This is a genomic window from Paenibacillus sp. FSL P4-0176 (assembly GCF_037975265.1).
Taxonomy (GTDB): domain Bacteria; phylum Bacillota; class Bacilli; order Paenibacillales; family Paenibacillaceae; genus Paenibacillus; species Paenibacillus amylolyticus.
Genome location: NZ_CP150242.1, coordinates 6,789,696 through 6,811,561 on the forward strand (window position 1 = coordinate 6,789,696; position 21,866 = coordinate 6,811,561).

Consider the following 21,866-nt stretch of genomic DNA (forward strand, 5'->3'; position numbering starts at 1 on the left):
GTCTACCCCTTCGGATTTAAAGTTTTGGCCATTTTGTTCATGACACCGACCACGACAAATGTAATCACAATCATAATCGCGGCAACAACCGAGGCCAGATACCAGTCGTTGAGGGTCATGGCGTTTTGATACAGGAACGTAGCAATCACGCGCTGCTTGCCTCCAAGGAGGGCAGGTGTGGTATACGCCGTCAGGCTTCCGACAAAAACAAGCACAGCTCCGATCACAAGTCCTGGCACAGCCAGCGGGAACACAACCCGGCGGAATGCCGTAATACGCGATGCACCCAGACTTTGTGCTGCTTTGAGCAGGTCACCGTCAATGTTCTCAAGTACACCGACCAGAGAGATAATCATCAATGGCAGGAACAGGTGTGTCAGGCCGATCATCATCGCTGCCGGCGTGTACAGAATGTCCAGCGGCTTGTCCACGATACCCAGACCAACAAGGGTGTTATTGATCAGCCCTTTGCGTCCAAGGATAATCATCCAGCTAAACGAGCGCACGACCGGGCTCGTCAGCAGTGGGAAGATCGCCAGTGCCAGCAAAATGCCTTTGCGGCGCGGCGCTTTCTGCGAAATATAATAAGCTGTCGGGAATCCGAGCACCACACAGACGATGGTGGTGACCACGCTGACTTGCAGCGTCGTAAGCAATATTTTCAAAAAGTATGGGTCTCTGAAAAAATGCATGTATCCTTCAAACGTGAAGGAGTTTTCTTGGAAAAACGTCGACCCGATCGTCAGGACAATCGGAATGATCATAAATGCCGCCAAAAACACGAATCCCGGCAGCAATAGCCAGTAGATTACTGATTTCTTCATCGCGATACTCCTGACTTGTAAATTTAATTCGAGATTGATACTTGAATACTCCGATTGCAGTACCGTCCTTCGATCCCTGTTATCCCCCGATTTATTGATTCACTTTCATAGGTAAAAATCGGGGGATAAAGGGGAACGCTTCGCTTCTCCAGATCGGTTCTGCACTCTCCGCAATCGTATAAATATCTAATTGGGGCAGAGCAACTACGCGTTTAACGCGTTGATAAACAGTTCAAGGAAGCTTTCTGCGTCTACAGTTTCGCAGACGAGGGTGTTGGGCTGCTCGCCCAAACGGTTTTGGAAGTCACATACCATCTGACCATCGCACAGGCGGCTGGCGGTTTCGACATCCACGTAATACGATTTGCGTCCTACCAGTTCCGGGGCAAGGGCTACGCCCACGGCTAGTGGATCATGTAATGCGCAAGCGCGGGCGCCGTTCATTTGTTCGTAACGGTTGATGTAAATCTCCGTGCTTTGAGCAACGTATGCGCGCAGTGCAGGATCAGTGAGACGCTCAATCGTTGCTTCATTCAGCAATGTTTGACGCGTCACATCCAATCCGACTTGGGTAAGCTTCTCGATGCCTGCGTGCAGTACGATGCGTGCGGCCTCTGGATCAGCGTAGGTGTTGTACTCGGCGGTTGGTGTAATGTTGCCATGTCCACGAACTACGCCACCCATGAAGATGACTTCCTTCAATAAAGAAGGCAATTCAGGACACTTCATCAGCGCGAGTGCCAGGTTCGTTAAGGGTGCGGTCATGATTAATGTCAGTTCGCCCGGATATTGCTTGGCTTGTTCCACGATAAAGTCTGGCGCAAAACCTTCCTCGGCTTTCTTAGACACGGCCGGATCAGGCAGCGCACCGCCCAATCCGTCCTGTCCATGTACCCGGTGTTCATAATGCGACTTGCGAGTGAGCGGCCCAGCTGCTCCGGCAATGACCGGAATTTCAGGTGCACCCGCGAGTTCAAGAATTTTACATGTATTCTCTGTTGCCTGCTGGAGTGATACGTTCCCACAGACTGTGGTGATGCCGAGAATGTCCAACTTCCGACTTTTGACGGCCAGCAAAATCGCCAGTGCATCGTCAATCCCCGTGTCCACGTCCAGAATGATGCGATTTTGCGCTTCACTCATCCGTTCTCAACTCCTATGCGGTGATATGGTTGCTTGCTGCAAATGATAAGTTGAACTAAAGAATATTTACACTTACCACTCCGATGACAGAATAACCTTCCGATCGCTGTTATCCCCAGATTTTTTTGAATCCCTTCTTCAAGGGGAAAATCCGGGGATAGCGCGTGCTTCCGAAGCAGCTTTCTTTCAGAAAGCTTTTAGGCGAACGCTTCGCTTCTTCACGTTATTTCTGCCCTCTCCGTTCTCGTGTAAAAAGTTTAGTTAAACTATATAGGATCAAAGATAACTATTTAGTCGGTTACTTTTTATTGTGCAATCTCACGGTTCCAGCGATCTGTCCAGCCTTTAACCTGTTGATTCACGAATTCCATATCCAGCTTGTTCAGCTTCTCAACAACTTCAGCGCCGTATGTTACGCCTTCTGCTTCTTCAGCAGTCAGTTCAACCTTTGTGTTAACCGGGGAATCGACTTTGGCTTTAGCAGATTTTGCTTGTACATCCTGGCTGAGCTGCCAGTTGATGAACTCTTCAGCGAGTTCTTTGTTTTTGCTGCCCTTGACGACATTGATTGTGTTCATCACGGCATATGCACCTTCACTAGGTGTAACAAACTTCGCATTAGGCACGGCTGCTTTCAGATCTTTGAAATACATTTCCATGATCGGTCCGCCCGCAATCTCTTCTTGGGAGAACATATTCACGAATTCGGATGTTTGACTGTAGAATTTCACCACATTGCCGCTCAGTTTTTTCAGTTCAGCAAATGCCGCATCTTCATTAAACGTATCGTTTCCAGCTACACGGGAAGCTGCATCCACAACCATTGGGCCTGCTGTTGCCGTAATATTTGGAATGGTCAGGTTACCTTCGAACGCCGGGTCCCACAGGTCACTCCATGAAGTCACTTCTTTGGATACGAGATCCGGGTTATAAGCGATACCGAGCTGTCCAACCGTGTAGGCCGGGCCATAATCTTCACCAAGTGGTGCTTTGGCAATATCATAAATGTCATTTACATTTGGAATTTTGGAGCGGTCAATTTTCTCAAACAGACCTTCATCGATACCTTGTTGTGCATAGTAATCAGACAGGTAGATAACATCGACATTTGATGTTCCTTGACGAATTTTATTCAGACGTTCAGCATTATTGCCGACTTCGAGCACGATGTCTACATTATGTTCTTTTTCGAATGGACCAAATACTTCTTCATTAAAGAAATCTTCGGAGAAGCCCCAAGTGGAGATAACCAATTTGTTCGCTGCGGTTCCCCCACTGCCTGATCCGCCTGTTGCATCATCCGTGCTGCTGCCACAACCTGCAAGTAATACCGATGTCATTGCCACTGCTGCCAAACCGCTAATCCACTTTTTCATCATGATCCTGATTCCCCCTGATATATGTGATGTGTATGAAAAAACAAAAAGAAAAGTGCTCTTGTATAAACAAGAACACTTTTCTTCGTAAACAAAGGAAAGCGACACCCGCTGCCGGTACATCATCGGTTTCTGCTTCAGAATCAATCCAAAGACAGACGCCATCATATGAAATTGTACGGAACCTGATCATGAATCCGGGCCATAACCTCTGTATACATCAACAAGAATCAATCCTGCCGATCCATCCTAGGCCTGTTCCAGAATCACATTTGTGATCGCCCACTGAGTGGACGCATCATAATCCCGTAATATAGCTTCAATTGGCAAACCCATGTGTTGCTCGAGCTTCTCCCGGAATTTCTTCTTATATAAGACAGACATGCGGAAGTCCACTTCCAGCTTTAAGCCGGGGGCCTCCCCTTCCAGGGCGTCAGAGCGCGGTGAACGTCGGTGCTTCGCGTAGAAGGTCACAATATTCTGGTCAATGGTCACTCTCAGGAGAGTGGTGCCAAATCCGAACAGTTCCTTCGAAATTTCGTTATAATACTGGCACATCTTCTTCTTGCTCTCATTGCTGTCCAGTAGTTCCATGAACTCACCCACATCTCTTACTACCGTACATTCGACGTGTTAACACGATTGATTATACATAAATATACGATCATAGGCAACCCAAAAGATATAGTTAACATGAGAATAACACATAAAAGCGAACGATGAGACATTAACAGCCAAAAACAATTCGTCTTAAACCACAGTGAATTTACATTAATATGCCTGCATGTCATTCCTATACTATTGTTGCTTCTATACTCCGTTTTCATACACAGGATTCGAGGCCTTTGTTTCAACTTTCCCTAATTGGGTACTAATTCCTGCGAAACATAGACAAACTTCGTCATCAACCGTTAAAATGAGACACAATGTTGACATGTTTTTATTTTCTAGAAATTGGAGGCTTATACCATGAAATGTCCAGTATGTAATCATGAAAATGGAGATGCCCATTTTTGCGAGAGGTGCGGCTCTAATCTAACGCAAACAACCTCATCACCAACTCCTGTACCGAACCCGGAATCTGCTGCTGCTTCCGAACCCGAATATACCCGTTGGTCCAGCACACAGGCTACCTCTTCCCAGGCATCCGCTCCATCCAACACACCATCCGTATCCATTCACAAGGAACAGGCGAGAGAATCAACAGGTACCAATGACCATGCTTCTGCAGGAGACAATAGCTCCAATCAGTGGAATAATATTGTGCAGAATGAGAAAGTTCAGCAAGCCAAAGAAGTAAGCAAACAGTATCTATCCTATTTCCTCAGTGTATTGGCCCGTCCTTATCAGACGATGAAAACTGTTGGCGACCAGCATTCCCTAAACGGATGGCTAACGATGGCGCTGATTGCAGTTCTATCTTCTACATACTTCTTAATTACCTTTAGTCGCATAGGCATGGACGGCTTGTTCATTGGTGGATTTTTAAGACCGCTATTGTTCACCATCATTATTCTGATTGCCTCTATTGCACTGATGTACGCTATTCTGAAGATTGAAAAAATAACCTTCCGTCCCAAAACACTGGTTGCCCAGTTCGGTACATTGCTTGTTCCTGCTGTAGTATCCCTTGTTCTGGCGAATCTGTTTATTATCATCTCTTATTCCATCGCGATCTCCTTGCTTGCTGTCTCATATATCATTGTCTTTGTCGCTCTGAACTCGGTGCTGTTCCAATATCCACTGAATCGCACCAAAGCAGCCATCGACAGCATGTACAGCGTACTCATCGCCAATGCGGTCATATTCTTTATTCTGTATCGATTGCTCGGTGAGATTATTATTGGACTCATCAGTCTGATGCTTTCACCTTTTGGACGTCTGTAAAATAGTTCAGTTGGAATAAAGCTGTTTACACTCGTTACTTCGATGACAGAACAACCTTCCGATCGCTGTTATCTCCAGATTTTTTTATTCACTTTTACAAAGGTGAAAATCTGGAGATAAAGGCGAACGCTTCCGCTTCTTCAGGTTCTTTCTGTCCTCTACGTTTCGTGTAAATGGTTATTCCAATAAATAAAATTTTACTGACTCTTTAAATTTATATTTAGGCGTTCCCTGCTCACGCGGGGAACGCCTTTTTTTGGTTTTCCAAGGCAGCGTTGCGCCGAGCATGTACAATACACTATAATGTGTAGTGCAACAGGTATGTTCTTATTTACGTAATAAACCAATCCAGCAACTCTCGTTACGTAATAAGAGGATTTATCGTTGCCATCAACACTACATAATGTAGTGTATTAATTACTCATTTTACAAAGAAAGCAGAGGAACTCTCTATGGACATGACTCATATGAATCATATGCAAATGGAGCACGAGGCAGGTACATCCTACCTGTGGCTCATCGTAGGTGTGATTGTATTGCTGTTCTCCATCGCCGCCTATATCTGGGCATCACGCACACAGGGAAAAATCCTGGGCCACATGAAAAAGAAAGAGCGGGCGGACATCCAGAAAAAAAGTCGATCCCTTCGACTGGCTGCACATGTAATGATGGCAGTGTCGATTATTACGTTTGGTCTGTTCTTCATGCAAGGGGCAGGTAAAACCTATAATGTAGCTGATCTGGAATCCAATGCAACAATCAATGTGACGGACGATAAATATTACGGGGCTGACCATACGGAGGACCCTATTCAGTATGAGATGAAGATCCCGACTTCAGGGCCGCATAACCCGCATGATATCAAGTTTGGATTTTACACCGACTTCCCGGGTTACAATTACCTGGTACACAATCTGGAGCACGGGGATATCATCATCTATTATCGTGAGAACGCAAGCGAGGATTTGAAGGAACATCTGAAATACCTCGCTAAATTCCGCGAAGCCGGAGCAGGTATTCTGGCTGTACCCAACAAGGATATTCCCGAAGGCAGTGAAGTCGTGGTGACCGCATGGACCAAAACGATGAAGCTCGACCAATTCGATGATGCCAAGGTGGGTACTTTTATTAATAAATATATTAATCAGGGACCTGAAAAGATTCCTGCCTCTGTTCGCCAGGGCGGCGGAACAATGTAATCAGGTAATCACTAAGTTATATGAAGCCCCTCTAAGGAGTAACCATGAGGTTTCTTCCAATGATGGGCATGGTCAATATAGGATTGAAACAAAACTAGCTCCCGAATCAAATTGACTCGGGGGCTAATTCTTTATGGACCGGATGCCGATATTTCAAGTAGAAAACTGTATATCTGATATACAATACATACGAACCAAAGAAAAACGACAAACACCAAGTAAAGAGACAAAGAGAAGATTGATTCAACAGATCAAGGGGGAACACTTTTACCAATGAACAGTTTGTTTATGAGGATCTTTTTATTTTTTTCCTGTCTGATGCTGGCCGCGGGTGCGGTTCTTGGCATTACCATGTACCGTTCATCGGCCCAACTGGTCGAGCAATCCATGGGGATGCAGGCACAGGCTGTGGGTGAACGGGCAGCTGCATTAATTGACACCTCTCTGTATGCACCACTCAGTACCGGACAGGACCAGACAGCGTATTACGGCATATTGCGTGAGCAGCTCAGTCAGCTGCGCGAGGCCAATGGACTCAAGTATCTGTACACCCTTGGTACACGCGAAGAAAATGGAACAAATACATATTTCTACGTTGTGGATGGGGCTGCTGCCGATGTGGCAGAGGATGACTTCTCCCCTTACGGTTCCGCAGAAGAGACCCATTATGAAGGAATGCTGCAAGCTTTTGAACAGAATGAGCCTATTCGGGGCGAACTCACACAGGATGAATATGGCGCTACCATTACAGCATATGTGCCGATCCATGGGGCTGACGGGAAAGTACTAGGATTGGTCGGTGCAGATCTGGATTCCACTGCGGTCTATGAACTGATGTCCCGCAACCGTATGACCATGATCTGGACAGCCTTGGCTATTGTTCTGCTGAGTGTCTTGCTGGTGTATGGATTCGCCCATTACTTGACCCGACCATTGGTGAAGTTGAAGAAGTTAATTACCCAGGTAGGAAAAGGCGATCTGACCGTCAACGTTGAACTTAGTCGCAAGGACGAGGTGGGACAGCTCGCTTCCGAGTTCAAACATCTGGTTACAGGTACCCGTGATGTCATGACGGGCATCCGTCAAAGCTCCGATTCTCTGCTACAGGCTGCAGAAGGTGTATCCAAACATTCACAGGCAACTGCCGAAGCTAGTCAGCGTATTGCCGAGCATACGAATCATACGGCCAGTGGAGCTGCCGAACAGGTGGCTCGTGCAGGCGAAGTTACGGTAGCCATGGAAGAGATCACACGCAGCATGCAGCACATTGCGAATTCTTCTTCTATGGTCGCCGATGTATCACAGGAAACGACCAATAATGCGGTGCAAGGTCAAGCCAACATCAACACGGCAATTGACAGCATGGACAAAATTCATCAAGCAAATGTGCAGATGGTAGCCTCCACCTCCCAGCTGGAGCAGTACTCAGGTAAAATTGAGTCGGTGGCACATCTGATGAAAGGTATCGCTTCACAGACCAATCTGCTCGCACTTAATGCAAGTATTGAAGCCGCTCGTGCAGGAGAGTATGGCAGCGGGTTTGCGGTGGTTGCCTCAGAGGTTCGCAAGCTTGCGGGGGAATCAGAGCAATCGTCCCAGCATGTAACCGAACTGATCGCCGAGATGACACGCCAGACTGCCCTGTTGTCAGAACATATGTCTGCCAGCACATCAGCAGTCCAATCCGGTCTCGCTGTTGTTCAGGAGGCAGGCCGTTCATTCACATCCATTCATACCGGGATTGAGACGATGAATGAACGTCTGCACGAAGTATCCGCAGCATCTGAGCAGCTGTCTGCCAGTGCAGAAGAAGTGTCCGCTTCCGTCGAGGATATGGAACATATCTCACGCGAATCCTCTTCAAGTATCCAGAAGGTATCGCAAGCTACCGGTAGCCAGTTGCAATCCATGGATGAGATGAGTGCATCCGCCGAATCCCTGCGGGTATTGTCCAGTGAGTTAAACGGATTGATTAGTCGATTTAAAATATAGCGGGCAGCTAGATTACTATATAGATTGAACTAAAGAATATTTACACTTGCCACTTCGATGACAGAACAACCTTCCGATCGTTGTTATCAATCTATATAAATCAGCCCAAAACAAAAAGCCGCACGGCAGGGACGGGATCATGGGGTTCAACCCCATATCCAGACCACTGCCTGCGGCTTTATTTTTGTTGTACCTTTAAGGATGGCAAGCCCTGAGGCTGCCTGAATTAGTAGCGCTGCGGAGCAGCTTTTTTACCCAAATCCGTCATATACGTAAAGAACGCTTCCGGATCGGTATCATAGACCAGTTGTACTGGACGTCCGTCTGCTTGCTCCACCGTGCGGCCCTGGCTAGGACCATCCGGGATGACAATACAGTTCACGGTTTTCTTCTTCACGATGTCCTCGCGTCCAACGGAAGCCGTTGTCAGCACATCCCACAGATAGTATGTGGAATTTGTCTCACTGTACACCAGTGGCGGACAACCTGCGTAACAGTTACCCAGGAAGTCAACGCCTTCGAAGCGACGCTCTGCTGCCCAGCGGTTACGAACGGCTGGAGTCAGAGGTACTTTGTTCGTGCTTTCCAGTGCAACCAGATCAATCTGGATGCCACTTTGCCACACACGGTAAGCCGCTTCCGGGTCCCAGAATACGTTCCACTCAGCTGTGCCGTCATGCTCAGGCTCTTCTACGTTACCACGCTCGAATGTACCGCCCATCCATACCAGCTTGTCGATTTTCTCTTCAATGTCTGGTGCTTCGTCCAGTGCACGCGCAAGGTCAGTCAGTGGGCCTGTGAACAGGAGCAACGTTTTGCCTTCGGTATTGCGCACTTTCTCGATCAGATGCTGGTGTGCCGGAACGGCAGAGAGTGGTGCTTCCATTTTGCCGGACTCGTTCAGTACAGGAAGTGCATCTACATAGAAGGAATGCAGTCTCCACGCCGCAGGAAATGGATTTTTCCCTCTGGAGTTGGATTTGGATACCTCTACGGAATATGTACCGAAACGATCGATAATTTTACGGCTGGCATCTGTTGCTGGCTCCAGATATCCGTCTGCCGGAATAACCGATACGCCGGTTACATGTACATTGTCCATTTGCAGAAGCATGAACAGCGATACGAGGTCATCCACGCCGCCGTCATGGTTAAAATACACATTAAGTTGGTTCGTCATGCTTGCTTTCATCCTTCCCCTGGTTGTCCCATTGATGTTGATCATCCGTCTGCTCAAGGCCGACGCTCTCTCTATTATGTCCCATAACCCTTGGCTACGTAAACCTTCCCCATGCAAAGAAAACAAGGATCACGCCTCATCCTGCGGATATTTTACAGTTCCACCATTCCATCTCAGGAGGACAACTGGTAGAGGTCATCATCGTTCGGAAAATAAAGAAATGGACAGCAGGCTTGAAGCCCCGCCGTCCATCTCACCCAATCCATGCATTACATGGACTGGTTTTGTTTCTCCTCATTCTTCTCTGCAATCGGAACATACTTGCCTGGCCAGAAGGCCCATTTACCCAGCAATGCGGTGATCGCCGGTACCATGAACGGGCGAACCAGGAAGGTATCCAGCATCACACCAACGGCTGTGATTATACCAAACTGCACCAACACCTGAATTGGCAATGTAGCAAGTACCGCAAACGTTCCTGCCAAGATCAGACCTGCAGATGTAATAACAGAGCTTGTCTCGCCAACACCTTCTCTGATTGCTTGACGAAGCGGCATCGTTTTGCGTTTCTGCCAGATGCTAGAGATCATGAAGATGTTGTAGTCTTCACCCAGTGCCACGAGGAATACGAAGGAATACAGCGGAATCGCTCCCTGAATGGCATCTGCGCCAAGTCCGTAGTGAATGATGATCCAACCCAGACCCAGTGCAGAGAAATACGACAGAACAACAGTTGCAATCAGGTATGCTGTGGCTACGATTGAACGTAAGTACAACAGTAGTAACAATGTAATCATGCCGATGACCACCGGAATAATGATCTTGGCATCCCGTTCTCCGGTTACTTCAATGTCATACTGTTCAGCCGTCTGACCATCAATCCAGACTTGACTGTCCACATTAGCTACACCAGCATCTTGAAGCGCCTGTTCCGCAGTAGCCCGCAGATCTGGAATATGCTGCATTGCCTCCATGGAATATGGATTCAGATTAAATTCCACATCAAAGGCGGTAATGTTGGCATTCTCGGCACCCTGCTGAGCATCGCCTACTTTACTAATGTAATCCAGCGATTCGAGACGTTGCTTCAGATCAGTTTCTTTGCCTTCGGCATCAACAATCACTTTGACTGGAGCCAGCTCACCTTGGGAGAATTGTTCGCCGATGACGGTGAAACCTTCGCGGGAAGGCACATCCTCTGGGAATGAAGACAACAGATCATACGTGAATTTAACCTGAGTAGAGAATGCCGCCAGTCCTCCCAGCAATACCAACGTAATTGCAAGAACGGTCCATGGCTTTGTTACTACAACACGGCCAATCCAGCTTTCCTTCACTTTGCGCGGGGCAGGAGCCGGTTTTCCTTTTTTCTTCGCACGTTCCACTTCCATCTCATGTGTACGTGGTACGAACGGATAGAATGAACCCCGACCGAAGATCGCGAGGAGCGCCGGAACCAGTGTCAGACTTGCAATAAACATGATAAAGATGGACAGACTGAATGGTACGGCAAAGCGATGATATGCACCATATTCAGCCAGCAACAGCACCAGCAGTGCTGCAACGACCGTGAATCCACTCATGGCAATGGCGCCGGAAGATCCGGTAATTGCCTGGAAGATGGCTTTCTTTTTGTCCGGCTCATGATAGAGAATTTGGCGGTATCTGGAGATCATAAACAGACAGTAATCCGTACCTGCTCCAAATAACAAAACGGTCATGATTGAGATCGACTGTGCATCCACCGTAATCCAGCCTTGATCTGCCATGAATCCCAGAATCGGGCTTGTCACCATATACGCGAAACCAACAGCAATGATCGGAATAATTGCCAGTACAGGCGAGCGGTAAATCAACAGCAGCAGTACTAATACCAGTACAACCGTAGCGATCAGCAAGGATACATCGGCGGAGGAGAATAGCCCGCTCGCATCAATGGATATCCCTACTGGCCCTGTCACACGGGCAATCAGTGTATTGGTATCATCTATGGCTACATCGAACGGGTTTGCCCCGAAGATGTCTTGTGTTTTTTGCTCAAGTGCTTCAATAGCTTCCTTCAATTGTTCCGAATCGGCACCTTCATTGAAGAAAAGTGGCATAACCAAAGTACTTCCGTCTTCCGAAAGCTGGCCTTTCAATGCCTGCGGTGGTAATTGATAGAGTGGCACAACGGACTGCTGTTGTTCTACCGGATCTTGATCCAGTCGCTCCGTTAATGCCTGAATGTTCTGAATCTGCTCATCCGTCAGACCGCCGGCTTGACGCCATACGATCAGTGCGGGCAATCCTTCACCATCAGGGAATTCCTTCTCGGCAAGTGCAGCTGCCTGAACCGATGGTTTGGATTCACTCAGATCCTGTGCGTTATTGGTTTCACGATCACCTACAGCAGGCCATACCATGCCAAGCACAACGGCGATAATGATCCATACCAACAGCGTAATCCATTTGCTTCGTTTGCCGGCAACCCAACGGCCGTAACCCGAACCTTCCTGCATTGTCTCTTCATCTCCCTATTCTGTTTCTATGAAACCCCAATATATATGATGGTGTAGTAATGAACCACGGGTCATAGTATAATCGAGTTAATTATATATACCGGAAGGTTAATTTTGCAATGCCTAATTTTGTGAACACTTCTAACAAGCAATTAAATACGTAAAGAGGTATGTACTTATGAGCAAAAAAACAAACATTCCCCGTTCACCGGGTAGACCGAAAACTGGTGTGGATCAAGCGTCTGTTCAAACCAACATATTGATGACCGCGTCACGTCTGTTTATGGAATACGGGTATGAACCCGTCTCTCTCCAGCAGATTGCTTCATTATGCAATGTAACCAAAGCATCAATCTATTATCACTTCTCCAGCAAAGCAGATCTGTTCACCGTTGCCATTACCCGCATGATGGCGATGGGCATGCAGCAGACTTCACTCCGTCTGGATGAACCAGGTACGTTGCAAGAGCGGCTGATCAAGGTTGCGGAAGCAAAGATGCAACACTCCCATATTGAAACGGAGAGCATGATGCGAGAAGCCGAGAAACATCTGGACACGGAGCAACTCGCTCAGATTCGGGAAGCGGAGGTTCGTATTTTTGAAGTACTAGCTACCCATTTTCAGAAGGAGATGGACAATGGTTATTTGCGTGTCGGGAACCCCATGCTGCTTGCCCATGCGTTTACGTCACTGCTCATGCTCGCCAATCGCGAAGATGTACGCAACATGAATGGCGGCAGCATTGAGGAACTTGCGCAGGAACTGGTGGCCCTGTTTCTGGATGGAGCTGTTAGGCGAAACTAAATATATAGCTGTATCTCAAAAGCAGTTATGCCAAAAACCATCGGGCGATGCAATGAACACACCTACCGATGGTTTATTGGTTGAAATCTAATCATGATTATAGGACTCTGCTCCTGAAAGTTTTGAATTGATCCTGTAATTACTTACCTGTTACTTAATCGACAGTGATATAAATAGATATATTAGGGCCATCACTACTATTCTCCGTATAGAATTTACCTTCACCCGTTGGTCTTCCGTTTTTAAACATGCCCACATAGACTAACTTACCGTTTAAGTACCCTTTACCTTTGCCGGTAATAGCTCCATTTTTAGCCTGCCCATCATAGATGATTACACCATCTTCGTACAATTTAATTTTGCCAGAATACGTGGGTACTCCTTTATCAAATGCACCAACATAGGCAATTTCTCCATATTGATATGCTTTACCTTGTCCCTGTGGCAAACCATTCTTAAACGTACCCTGATAGAACATTTCACCATATTCTGTATACCACTTACCTTGACCATGAAACGAACCATTCAAAAAATCACCCTTATATTTAACCGTTCCATCTGGATAATATTCGGTACCCTTACCTGAAGGAAGCCATGTTTCCTTATCCACCTTACCAACATAATTAAACTTTCCATTTGGGTAATAAGTCTTTCCCTGTCCATTAGAAATATCCGAGTACAGCTTTCCATCTGCGTTATACCTTTTTCCTTCATGAGGCATTCCCGCTACAAACTTACCTTCAAAGCTCTTCTTCCCATTTGGAAAGTAGGATATTCCTTTACCATTAGGAACACCATTTTTGACTTCTCCCACATATCTGTGTTTCTCACCAGAAAGAGTAATATAGATTTCTTTTTTCGCTGCTAAGACCTGTCCAGGTGAAGTAAACAGCGGTGTAGCCAAAATTAAAAAAACAGTAAACCACTTCAAATAATTCTCTAACTTTCGCATTTCGTTAAATCCCCATTTCTATTATATAAAATCTATCGGCCTGCTAAGGTAAACTGATACGTCTCTTTAAGACTATGAATGTCTGGTTTACTACAACGCAGCTATGTATACAGTACAGCAAATCAAAATATGTAATTCGAGCAGAGTAATACGAATCTTCAAAAATAAGTTTCTCTTCGACTTAGCAAGCACGACAATACTTATATCGACCATTATAGCTACAAGCATGAGAAAATATGGTAAAGTGTTGTTAATTATCTATTTCCCGTTGATTAATACGATACATAACATGAATAATACTAGCCTGGAACCTATAGGAGGAAATAACCATGTCACATTCAAAACCATCCCCACGCATCCCTCGTCTGCTAGAAACGTCGCGCATATACCTGCGCCCTTTCGAGATTACAGATGTGGATGCTTACTTCCCTGGCCTGTTTGACGCCGAGATGCGCAGGCTGACAGGAACACAGAACAGTTTCACACGCGCTCAGGTTGAACGTTATGTTGAGAGCGCTGCACAAGATGACACCAGACTCATGCTACTTATTGCTTTACAGGAAAATGACCAGATCATCGGAGATGTCGTCCTGATGGACATGCATGCCAAGAATCGCAGTGCACATATTAGGGTTGCCATCGATCAGGCCGAGCATCAAGGAAAAGGCTACGGTAGCGAGGCGTTGCTACTTATGCTGGACTACGGCTTCGGCATCTGTAACTTGCATCGAATCGAGCTTGAGGTGTACGCCTTCAACGAGCGAGCCATTCGCACGTATGAGAAGCTTGGATTCCAGCGCGAGGGTGTGAAGCGGGATGTCTTGTTCTACAATCATCAATACCATGATGCCATTCAGATGAGCATGCTTGAGGATGAGTTCAGGCAACGTGATATGAGAGATCAGCCAGGGAATGTTAAGTTTTCGATCAACTAAAATCAAACTAAAAAACCGGGGATTTAATAACCCTCCCCGGTTAGAAACTTCAGATGACCCGTCAGCACCGACAGCTCGGCGGGTGTCTTCATATACAATTCGCCGTCCGTGTCAGCTGACATCGGCGCATCGGTCTTGACTTTTAACGTAGATGCCTTGAAGTATGAAATGCTCTCACTCTGAGGTTGCCATTCTCCCTCTGGCTTGTGCGACAGAATCTCTCGCAGCAGCGGAATGCCTGTCTCATGAATAATGAGCACGTCCAGTTCGCCATCCTGCAACGCATCCGGTGCAAAGGGTAATGCATTCGTTCCCAGAAAACGGCCATTGGCTGCATAGATCATCACCGCTTCGCCTTCCATTTCTTTCCCATCCGCCTCCAGTTGGTAACGAAATGGCTCTGTATGACTAATTGTCTGTAAAGTGCTGATAAAATAACTGAGCTTACCCAGCGCGCCTTTCAGATTCTCGTTAATATTCTGCGAAGCATCACTGATCAAGCCAATGCCGAAAAAGTTCGTGAACACCCGATCATTAGCCCGTCCAACATCAATGGATACCACCCGACCTACCAGCATTTCTTGTGCCGCAATCTCTGCATCCGGTGAAATGCCGAGCGAACGCGCAAAGTCATTACAGGTGCCTCCAGGCAATATACCAATCAACGGAGGATTTTGCAGATCGGCCAGTCCATTCACGCATTCATGCACCGTGCCATCCCCACCCAGGATAAACACCACATCGAATTGCTCCCCGCGCTCACGACACAGCTTCTCTCCTTCACCCGGTTCATCCGTACGCACAATGACGAGTTCATGGACAGCGGGAGCCAGCACACCAGCCACAAGGCCCACTGTATTCTCACGATTGGCCTTGCCCGAATGATGATGATGAATTAACAACGCTTTGTTAAACTCCATCCCTCTTCCTCCATTCCAATGCTTGTTACCCTTTACCCACAAAGGTTGAAGCCGTAAACAAACCCTTCGCTACGCACTCATCATGATTCCAAATAGGTTTCCCAATCAGGTATGCATCCTAATCCTCATTCATTCGTAATAGCTATATAAGTTCAACTTAAGAATATTCACACATGCCACTCCGATGCCAGAATAACCTTCCGATCGCTGTTATCCCCAGATTTTTCTGATTTACTTTTACAAAGGTGAAAATCTGGTGATAAAGGCGAACGCTTCGCTTCTTCAGGTTATTTCTGTCCTCTACGTTCTCGTGTAAATGTATAGTTAAACTTAAATAGATAACCCTTTTATCTAACTAGCCAATTCCTTTTTTAACCAGATTTATGCATGAGAATGAGGGTTTATCCGCACCTTAATGTCATAAGGCTGCAAATTTTGCTGGTGAGAACCCATTCAAATTGAGTCAAAACGGTTATATCTATACCATATACGAATGGAGGGATTCCCTATGATTCCGGCAACGTTGGAACAATTGGAGCAAGTTCGCAAGGAATGCCGTACCATGGTTCGCAAAAGAGCTACCGCATCTGCCGGTACAACACTCGTTCCGCTACCCGGTACAGACGTACTGGCTGATGTGGGGATGCTGATGCAGCTGTTGCCTGCCATTAACAATAAATTCGGATTATCACAAAAACAGCTGGACGGCATGGACCCCGAGACCAAATCCATGATCTATGGATTCGTGATGTCCATCGGAAGCAAAGTCATCGGTCGTATGATCACCAAGGAATTGGTGGTACAGGTTCTGAAAAGAGTCGGCGTACGCGTAGCCACCAAATCCGTCGCCAAATTTGTCCCATTTGCAGGACAGGGATTGGCTGCCGCACTCAGCTTCACAGCCATGCGCTATGTGGGTAACAAACATGTGGATGACTGTTATGAGGTTGTGAAACGCATGATTGAGCAGCGCGAATTAGTCCCGGGTGAACCCGCTCCGTCTGCGCTGGAGGAAGCCAACAGCGACGACGTGAAGGCAGAAGTAAAGTCGGTCTCTAGCAATGACACTGATGAACCTGCGAACGATTCTAAGGATCAGTAAAATGCGGGTCATGCTATGCCCAAACTGAGGCTTACAAAGTATCTCATGACCAATCTGGATTTCCCAATCGGTGATCTTATGCCCGTGTGGTTGTATCTCGATTGGTGTACGATGAATTCAAAATATAAACAAACGGGACAAAGCAGTGTAGTTACACCGCTTCGTCCCGTTTTTACTTTTGCAGCATGGCATATGTAAGACAATTATGACTACGGTTTATTTGAAAGTGTTTAACGAACTCAGCACACTCTAATAGGCACAATACCGGCGTTCTAACGAATCATAGACACTTTATTTCCTCATTCTACAGTTTATTTTACCGCTTTGTGCTGCTTATCCGAGAAATAACATGTCTCAAGTTCGTTAGAATTGGGAGTGCTTGATAATCCTCCATATAAGGTGTCTACGATTCGTTAGCATGGACGAAGGATGAACCCTCATCCTGTCTGCACTTCACGCAAACAACTGAAAGGCTGACGAGCACCACAACCCAATTACTATGCCAACGTTCCTTCATATCTTATAGATCCATCGTATCCAAACGAATCCAATCTGCTCCACATTAGAATCGACTCCTCTGGATACACGACAAATAGCCTGGAGCACCCCTAAGAGTGCTCCAGGCTATTCTAGTTAGTTACAGTATAATCAGATCGCCTGCGGTTGTTGCTCCGCAAACTGACTATTGTACAGATCGGCGTAGAAGCCCTGACTTGCCATCAATTCATCATGATTACCCTGTTCAATCACGTTACCATGATCCATAACCAGGATCAGATCGGCGCCGCGAATGGTAGACAAACGGTGTGCAATGACAAAGCTTGTGCGATCTTTCATCAGATCATTCATTGCTTTCTGGATAAATACTTCGGTCCGTGTATCCACGCTACTCGTCGCTTCATCCAGAATGAGGATGGCCGGGTTCGCCAGAATTGCTCTTGCAATGGTGAGCAACTGTTTCTGCCCTTGAGAGATGTTCGACGCCTCTTCATTCAGCACCGTATCATAACCATCAGGCAGTGTACGGATAAAGTGATCCGCATGTGCCGCAACGGCTGCCTTAATTACATCGTCTTCCGTAGAACCTTCTCGACCATAGGCGATGTTGTCCCGAATCGTTCCGTTGAACAACCAGGTATCCTGAAGCACCATGCCGAACAGACTGCGCAACTTGCCACGCTCCATGTCCTTAATGTCGGCACCGTCAATCGTAATCCGACCATCCTGAATTTCGTAGAAACGCATTAACAGGTTGATCAGGGTGGTTTTACCGGCTCCCGTTGGTCCAACAATGGCTACCGTCTGTCCCGGTTTTACATCAATATTCATGTTATGAATGAGCAGTTCATTTTCTTTATATCCAAAATTAACACCTTGGAATGCAACCGCACCTTTAGGCTGCTGTAGTTGCACGGGTTGTTTGGACTCCGGAACTTCTTCCTCTTCATCCAGCAACTCGAATACTCGTTCTGCCGAAGCAATCGTTGATTGAATGATATTGGAGATATTTGCAATCTGGTTAATCGGTTGTGTGAATTGACGGGAGTACTGTGTGAAGGCCAGAATATCCCCGATAGAGATCGATCCGCGTGTAACAAAAATCCCACCAACCACACAGATCAGCACATAACCCAAGTTACCTACGAAACTCATGAGCGGCATAATAATACCCGAGATAAACTGGGCTTTCCAGCCGGATTCATACAGTTCTTCATTGACCTTCTCAAATTGCTGTACGGATTGTTCTTCGCGTCCAAATGCTTTGACGACCTTGTGTCCCGTGTACATCTCTTCGACATGACCATTCAGTTCCCCAAGGGATTTCTGTTGACCCGCAAAGTGTTTTTGCGAACGAGATGCAACCAGCATGACAACAACTACACTGAGTGGCAACGTCAAAATCGTGATCAGCGTCATCCATGGACTAATCGTCAGCATCATGATAATTACGCCGACAATTGTGACGATGGACGTAATGAACTGTGCCAAACTTTGCTGAAGTGTATTACTGATATTGTCCACGTCATTCGTGGCACGGCTAAGTGTCTCCCCAGTTGTGCGGGAGTCAAAATATTTCAAAGGAAGACGTCCAACCTTCGCACTGATCTGCTCACGCATGTCATACACAACACGTTGGGCCACACCGGCCATCAGGTATTGCTGAACATACATAAATGCAGCACTGAACAGATAGAGTCCGCCAAGCAGGTATAACACTTTCATCAATGCAGGAAAATCAATCCCGGCTCCCTGTACACCCTGGAGGATGGCAATGGCGCCTTTACTGAGGATATCCGTTCCTTCTGCCATAACTTTTGGACTGATGATGCTGAATACGGTACTCAAAATGGCTGCAACCAGCACACCTAACAGACGAGAACTATGGGGCTGGAGATAACGAATCAAGCGCCGCAGTGTGCCTTTAAAATCTTTTGCTTTCTCAGCGGGAGGTCGCATGCCCATTCCGGGACCTGGACCTGGACCACCATGGGGACGAGGCGACTTGCGTTCTGTACGTTCACTCATGCGATCTCCTCCTCTGTCAGCTGGGAGGATACAATCTCGCGATACACTTCATTGTGCTCCAGCAGCTCTTTATGTGTTCCTGAACCGACAATTCGGCCCTCATCCATAACCAGAATGCGATCGGCATCCATTACTGTACTTACGCGTTGCGCAACAATTAGCACAGCCGCTTCTGTCGTTTCGGACTTCAGTGCAGCACGAAGTTTAGCATCCGTTTTGAAATCGAGAGCAGAGAAACTGTCATCAAAGATATAAACTTCCGGCCGGCGAACAAGTGCGCGAGCGATGGACAGACGTTGCTTTTGTCCACCAGATACGTTGTTACCACCTTGTGCGATAAGGCTGTCATATCCCTCTTTCATCTCGGTAATGAAGTTCTCCGCCTGAGCCGTACGGGCTGCATGAACAACTTCATCCATTGTGGCATCATCTTTCCCGTGACGAATATTCTCCGTAATCGTACCCGTAAAAAGGACTGCTTTTTGTGGTACAAAGCCAATTTTGGCACGCAGATCTTCCTGCCGAATTTCACGCACATCCGTACCATTTACCCGAACACTGCCTTCGGTCACATCATAAAATCGTGGAATAAGGCTGAGCAATGTCGATTTCCCAGAACCCGTACCACCGATAATGGCTGTTGTCTCACCTGAGCGAGCTGTGAAGGAGATATTGGACAAAGCTGGATTCTCTGCGCCTGGATAACGGAAAGTTACATTGTCAAACTCAATCATACCCTGCATGGATTTCATGCCACGAGGCTGCTCGGGATTGCTAAGATCCGGCTGCATATCGAGCACTTCGTTGATCCGTTCTGCTGATGCTGAAGCTCTTGGAATCATGACAAAGATCATCGAAACCATAATAAGTGAGAACATGATCTGCATTGCATATTGGATGAAGGCAATCAACGCACCGATGTTCATATTACCAGTGTCGATCCGCATTCCACCAAAATAAAGGATGGCAATCATCGAAAAGTTCATAACCAGCATCATCACAGGCATGATGGTCGCCATGAGCACATTAACTTTGATCGATGAATCTCTCAGTTCTGTATTAGCCCCGTTAAAGCGCACTTTCTCATGCTCCCCACGGTTAAAGGAACGAACAACCCGAATCCCTGTTAACTGCTCACGCAGCACCAGGTTGAGTCGGTCCAGCTTTTTCTGAATGGTTTTGAACAAAGGTAAACCCTTGGCACCAATCAGCGCAATAGCTCCACCGAGTACCGGAAGCACGACCAGGAAAATCGTAGATAATTTGGCGTCCTGAGATACCGCCATGAAGATACCCCCGATACACATGAGCGGAGCCATAATCATCATGCGCAGCATCATTGTAAGTACATTCTGTACCTGTGTGATGTCATTCGTCGTACGCGTAATCAGCGAAGCAGTACCCATCTTATCGAACTCTTGGAGAGAGAAGTTCTCCACATGGCGGAATACTCTGCTACGCAGTTGTTTGGCAAATCCACCCGCTGTTCGAGATGAGAGATAACTTGCAATCACCGAACACGCTGTTCCGCCAATCGCGATGACCAACATCCATCCACCAATCTGCCAGATATACGGGATATCCCCTTTAATGATGCCGTCATTCACAATATCTGCCATTAACGTAGGCAGGTACAATTCAGCAAGCGACTGAAACAGTACCAACACCAGAATAAAAATAATCGGAATTTGGTATGGCTTCAGCATGCGAAACAGTTTCATCATGGCTTATCATCTCCTCTTGTCGAATCATCCTTTTGCAAGGAAGTTAATGTATCAAAAAAGGTGTATACCTTTGTCAACAACTCAGCCAGCTGAGTACTGTCTTGCTCACCCAAATGCTCAACTAACTTATTGAATATTTCCATGCGTTCTTGGTGAGCAGCCCGAATAATTTCACGACCTGCTTCAGTAATCGTGATGCGGACAGCACGGCGATCCTCCGGGTCCATCGTCCGTTTGACCAGCCCCTCATCTTCAAGGCCACGAATAACAGGTGTAATGGTCGGTGACTTCACTCGTAGCAATGCGCTGATTTCCGAGACTTTCATCCCGGGGTGATTGGATTCGATCGTGTCATTGAAATCAGGCGGATTGTCCTGCCAGTTCAATTGTTCTCCCGGATGCATCCCGTGGAGTAAACAACCCAGCACCATAATTTCATTGTGATTGCGCCCATGAGGTTTATGTTGCCTCCATTTGCCTTTATTAAACTGCATAATGGAGTACAAAAGCTTCTGAGCGACCGGATCTATACCAGTCATAATGGGTCCCTCCTTCTTTCTTTATCATTCCATAGACATCCAACATCATAGGACATCTATTAAATAGCAATACAATTAAATAGATGCACAATTAATTAGGTGTACTAAGTATATTATCGCAAGAAGCCATTGTCAAACATCTAAAAATAACCAACATAAACCCATAACCAAGAGCATACACGCGCTTGATTATGGGTTTTGTCATATGGCCTCCATTGGAGCCCACTATAGTTATTATGTACAATTCATGAATTCAACTTA

The 21,866-nt window shown here is 46.6% G+C and carries 17 protein-coding genes; 6 read left to right on the forward strand and 11 right to left on the reverse strand.

Annotated features, from left to right (window positions below):
* Positions 1-2: 2 nt before the first annotated feature.
* From MKY95_RS31020 to MKY95_RS31035, 4 genes are all read right to left on the reverse strand, one after another.
* The gene (locus tag MKY95_RS31020; protein ID WP_036612869.1) at positions 3-824 is read right to left on the reverse strand and encodes an ABC transporter permease; all 822 of its coding nucleotides are present in this window, start codon (positions 822-824) and stop codon (positions 3-5) included.
* 204 nt (positions 825-1,028) lie between these two features.
* Complete coding sequence (locus MKY95_RS31025; protein WP_339195970.1) at positions 1,029-1,967, reverse strand: nucleoside hydrolase; 939 nt, start codon at positions 1,965-1,967, stop codon at positions 1,029-1,031.
* Between the two features lie 305 nt (positions 1,968-2,272).
* Entirely contained in the window at positions 2,273-3,343 is a 1,071-nt protein-coding gene (locus tag MKY95_RS31030; protein WP_036613093.1) for an ABC transporter substrate-binding protein, read from the reverse strand.
* Between the two features lie 249 nt (positions 3,344-3,592).
* The gene (locus MKY95_RS31035) at positions 3,593-3,937 is read right to left on the reverse strand and encodes a Na-translocating system protein MpsC family protein (RefSeq protein ID WP_017691786.1); all 345 of its coding nucleotides are present in this window, start codon (positions 3,935-3,937) and stop codon (positions 3,593-3,595) included.
* Positions 3,938-4,312: 375 nt separating this feature from the next.
* Between MKY95_RS31035 and MKY95_RS31040 the strand changes: the two genes are divergently transcribed.
* From MKY95_RS31040 to MKY95_RS31050, 3 genes are all read left to right on the forward strand, one after another.
* Positions 4,313-5,230, forward strand: coding sequence for a hypothetical protein (locus MKY95_RS31040; RefSeq protein ID WP_338588991.1), 918 nt, complete (start codon positions 4,313-4,315; stop codon positions 5,228-5,230).
* A 467-nt stretch (positions 5,231-5,697) separates the two neighbouring features.
* Positions 5,698-6,429: a DUF3105 domain-containing protein gene (locus MKY95_RS31045; RefSeq protein ID WP_339195972.1), complete on the forward strand. Its 732-nt coding sequence runs from the start codon at positions 5,698-5,700 to the stop codon at positions 6,427-6,429.
* Between the two features lie 273 nt (positions 6,430-6,702).
* A complete protein-coding gene (locus MKY95_RS31050; RefSeq protein ID WP_339195974.1) occupies positions 6,703-8,421 on the forward strand; it encodes a methyl-accepting chemotaxis protein in 1,719 nt (572 codons plus the stop codon).
* Positions 8,422-8,647: 226 nt separating this feature from the next.
* Here the strand turns inward: MKY95_RS31050 and MKY95_RS31055 are convergent, their stop codons facing one another.
* Both MKY95_RS31055 and MKY95_RS31060 read right to left on the reverse strand, forming a co-directional pair.
* A complete protein-coding gene (locus tag MKY95_RS31055; protein ID WP_017691781.1) occupies positions 8,648-9,601 on the reverse strand; it encodes a nucleoside hydrolase in 954 nt (317 codons plus the stop codon).
* 269 nt (positions 9,602-9,870) lie between these two features.
* A complete protein-coding gene (locus MKY95_RS31060; protein ID WP_339195976.1) occupies positions 9,871-12,102 on the reverse strand; it encodes an MMPL family transporter in 2,232 nt (743 codons plus the stop codon).
* Positions 12,103-12,280: 178 nt separating this feature from the next.
* On the opposite strand from MKY95_RS31060, the gene MKY95_RS31065 reads away from it, so the two are divergent.
* Positions 12,281-12,907: a TetR/AcrR family transcriptional regulator gene (locus MKY95_RS31065; RefSeq protein WP_339195978.1), complete on the forward strand. Its 627-nt coding sequence runs from the start codon at positions 12,281-12,283 to the stop codon at positions 12,905-12,907.
* 154 nt (positions 12,908-13,061) lie between these two features.
* On the opposite strand, the gene MKY95_RS31070 is transcribed toward MKY95_RS31065, so the two are convergent.
* Positions 13,062-13,859, reverse strand: a complete 798-nt coding sequence (locus MKY95_RS31070; RefSeq protein WP_339195980.1) for a hypothetical protein — start codon at positions 13,857-13,859, stop codon at positions 13,062-13,064.
* Positions 13,860-14,188: 329 nt separating this feature from the next.
* Between MKY95_RS31070 and MKY95_RS31075 the strand changes: the two genes are divergently transcribed.
* Positions 14,189-14,794, forward strand: a complete 606-nt coding sequence (locus tag MKY95_RS31075; protein ID WP_339195982.1) for a GNAT family protein — start codon at positions 14,189-14,191, stop codon at positions 14,792-14,794.
* A gap of 23 nt (positions 14,795-14,817) precedes the next feature.
* Here MKY95_RS31075 and MKY95_RS31080 read toward each other — a convergent pair whose 3' ends face one another.
* Entirely contained in the window at positions 14,818-15,714 is an 897-nt protein-coding gene (locus MKY95_RS31080) for a diacylglycerol kinase family protein (RefSeq protein ID WP_339195984.1), read from the reverse strand.
* Positions 15,715-16,222: 508 nt separating this feature from the next.
* Here MKY95_RS31080 and MKY95_RS31085 point away from each other — a divergent pair.
* On the forward strand, positions 16,223-16,816 hold the full coding sequence (locus MKY95_RS31085) for a YcjF family protein (RefSeq protein ID WP_253503935.1): 594 nt from the start codon (positions 16,223-16,225) through the stop codon (positions 16,814-16,816).
* 648 nt (positions 16,817-17,464) lie between these two features.
* Here the strand turns inward: MKY95_RS31085 and MKY95_RS31090 are convergent.
* From MKY95_RS31090 to MKY95_RS31100, 3 genes are read right to left on the reverse strand one after another with little or no spacing between them, the layout of a single operon-like run.
* Positions 17,465-19,342 (reverse strand): ABC transporter ATP-binding protein, encoded by a 1,878-nt coding sequence (locus MKY95_RS31090; protein WP_076319302.1) that lies wholly within the window; start codon positions 19,340-19,342, stop codon positions 17,465-17,467.
* On the reverse strand, positions 19,339-21,066 hold the full coding sequence (locus MKY95_RS31095; protein ID WP_036667885.1) for an ABC transporter ATP-binding protein: 1,728 nt from the start codon (positions 21,064-21,066) through the stop codon (positions 19,339-19,341). Before MKY95_RS31095 ends, MKY95_RS31090 begins: the two co-directional genes overlap by 4 nt.
* Complete coding sequence (locus MKY95_RS31100) at positions 21,063-21,605, reverse strand: MarR family transcriptional regulator (RefSeq protein WP_036612904.1); 543 nt, start codon at positions 21,603-21,605, stop codon at positions 21,063-21,065. The genes MKY95_RS31095 and MKY95_RS31100 overlap by 4 nt, the downstream gene beginning before the upstream one ends.
* Between the last annotated feature and the right edge of the window lie 261 nt (positions 21,606-21,866).

What these genes read in the sequence shown, in the direction of transcription:
- MKY95_RS31020 (WP_036612869.1), bottom strand. Translation starts at nt 824, where the DNA reads ATGAAGAAATCAGTAATCTACTGGCTATTGCTGCCGGGATTCGTGTTT.
- MKY95_RS31025 (WP_339195970.1), bottom strand. Translation starts at nt 1,967, where the DNA reads ATGAGTGAAGCGCAAAATCGCATCATTCTGGACGTGGACACGGGGATT.
- MKY95_RS31030 (WP_036613093.1), bottom strand. Translation starts at nt 3,343, where the DNA reads ATGAAAAAGTGGATTAGCGGTTTGGCAGCAGTGGCAATGACATCGGTA.
- MKY95_RS31035 (WP_017691786.1), bottom strand. Translation starts at nt 3,937, where the DNA reads ATGGAACTACTGGACAGCAATGAGAGCAAGAAGAAGATGTGCCAGTAT.
- MKY95_RS31040 (WP_338588991.1), top strand. Translation starts at nt 4,313, where the DNA reads ATGAAATGTCCAGTATGTAATCATGAAAATGGAGATGCCCATTTTTGC.
- MKY95_RS31045 (WP_339195972.1), top strand. Translation starts at nt 5,698, where the DNA reads ATGAATCATATGCAAATGGAGCACGAGGCAGGTACATCCTACCTGTGG.
- MKY95_RS31050 (WP_339195974.1), top strand. Translation starts at nt 6,703, where the DNA reads ATGAACAGTTTGTTTATGAGGATCTTTTTATTTTTTTCCTGTCTGATG.
- MKY95_RS31055 (WP_017691781.1), bottom strand. Translation starts at nt 9,601, where the DNA reads ATGACGAACCAACTTAATGTGTATTTTAACCATGACGGCGGCGTGGAT.
- MKY95_RS31060 (WP_339195976.1), bottom strand. Translation starts at nt 12,102, where the DNA reads ATGCAGGAAGGTTCGGGTTACGGCCGTTGGGTTGCCGGCAAACGAAGC.
- MKY95_RS31065 (WP_339195978.1), top strand. Translation starts at nt 12,281, where the DNA reads ATGAGCAAAAAAACAAACATTCCCCGTTCACCGGGTAGACCGAAAACT.
- MKY95_RS31070 (WP_339195980.1), bottom strand. Translation starts at nt 13,859, where the DNA reads ATGCGAAAGTTAGAGAATTATTTGAAGTGGTTTACTGTTTTTTTAATT.
- MKY95_RS31075 (WP_339195982.1), top strand. Translation starts at nt 14,189, where the DNA reads ATGTCACATTCAAAACCATCCCCACGCATCCCTCGTCTGCTAGAAACG.
- MKY95_RS31080 (WP_339195984.1), bottom strand. Translation starts at nt 15,714, where the DNA reads ATGGAGTTTAACAAAGCGTTGTTAATTCATCATCATCATTCGGGCAAG.
- MKY95_RS31085 (WP_253503935.1), top strand. Translation starts at nt 16,223, where the DNA reads ATGATTCCGGCAACGTTGGAACAATTGGAGCAAGTTCGCAAGGAATGC.
- MKY95_RS31090 (WP_076319302.1), bottom strand. Translation starts at nt 19,342, where the DNA reads ATGAGTGAACGTACAGAACGCAAGTCGCCTCGTCCCCATGGTGGTCCA.
- MKY95_RS31095 (WP_036667885.1), bottom strand. Translation starts at nt 21,066, where the DNA reads ATGATGAAACTGTTTCGCATGCTGAAGCCATACCAAATTCCGATTATT.
- MKY95_RS31100 (WP_036612904.1), bottom strand. Translation starts at nt 21,605, where the DNA reads ATGACTGGTATAGATCCGGTCGCTCAGAAGCTTTTGTACTCCATTATG.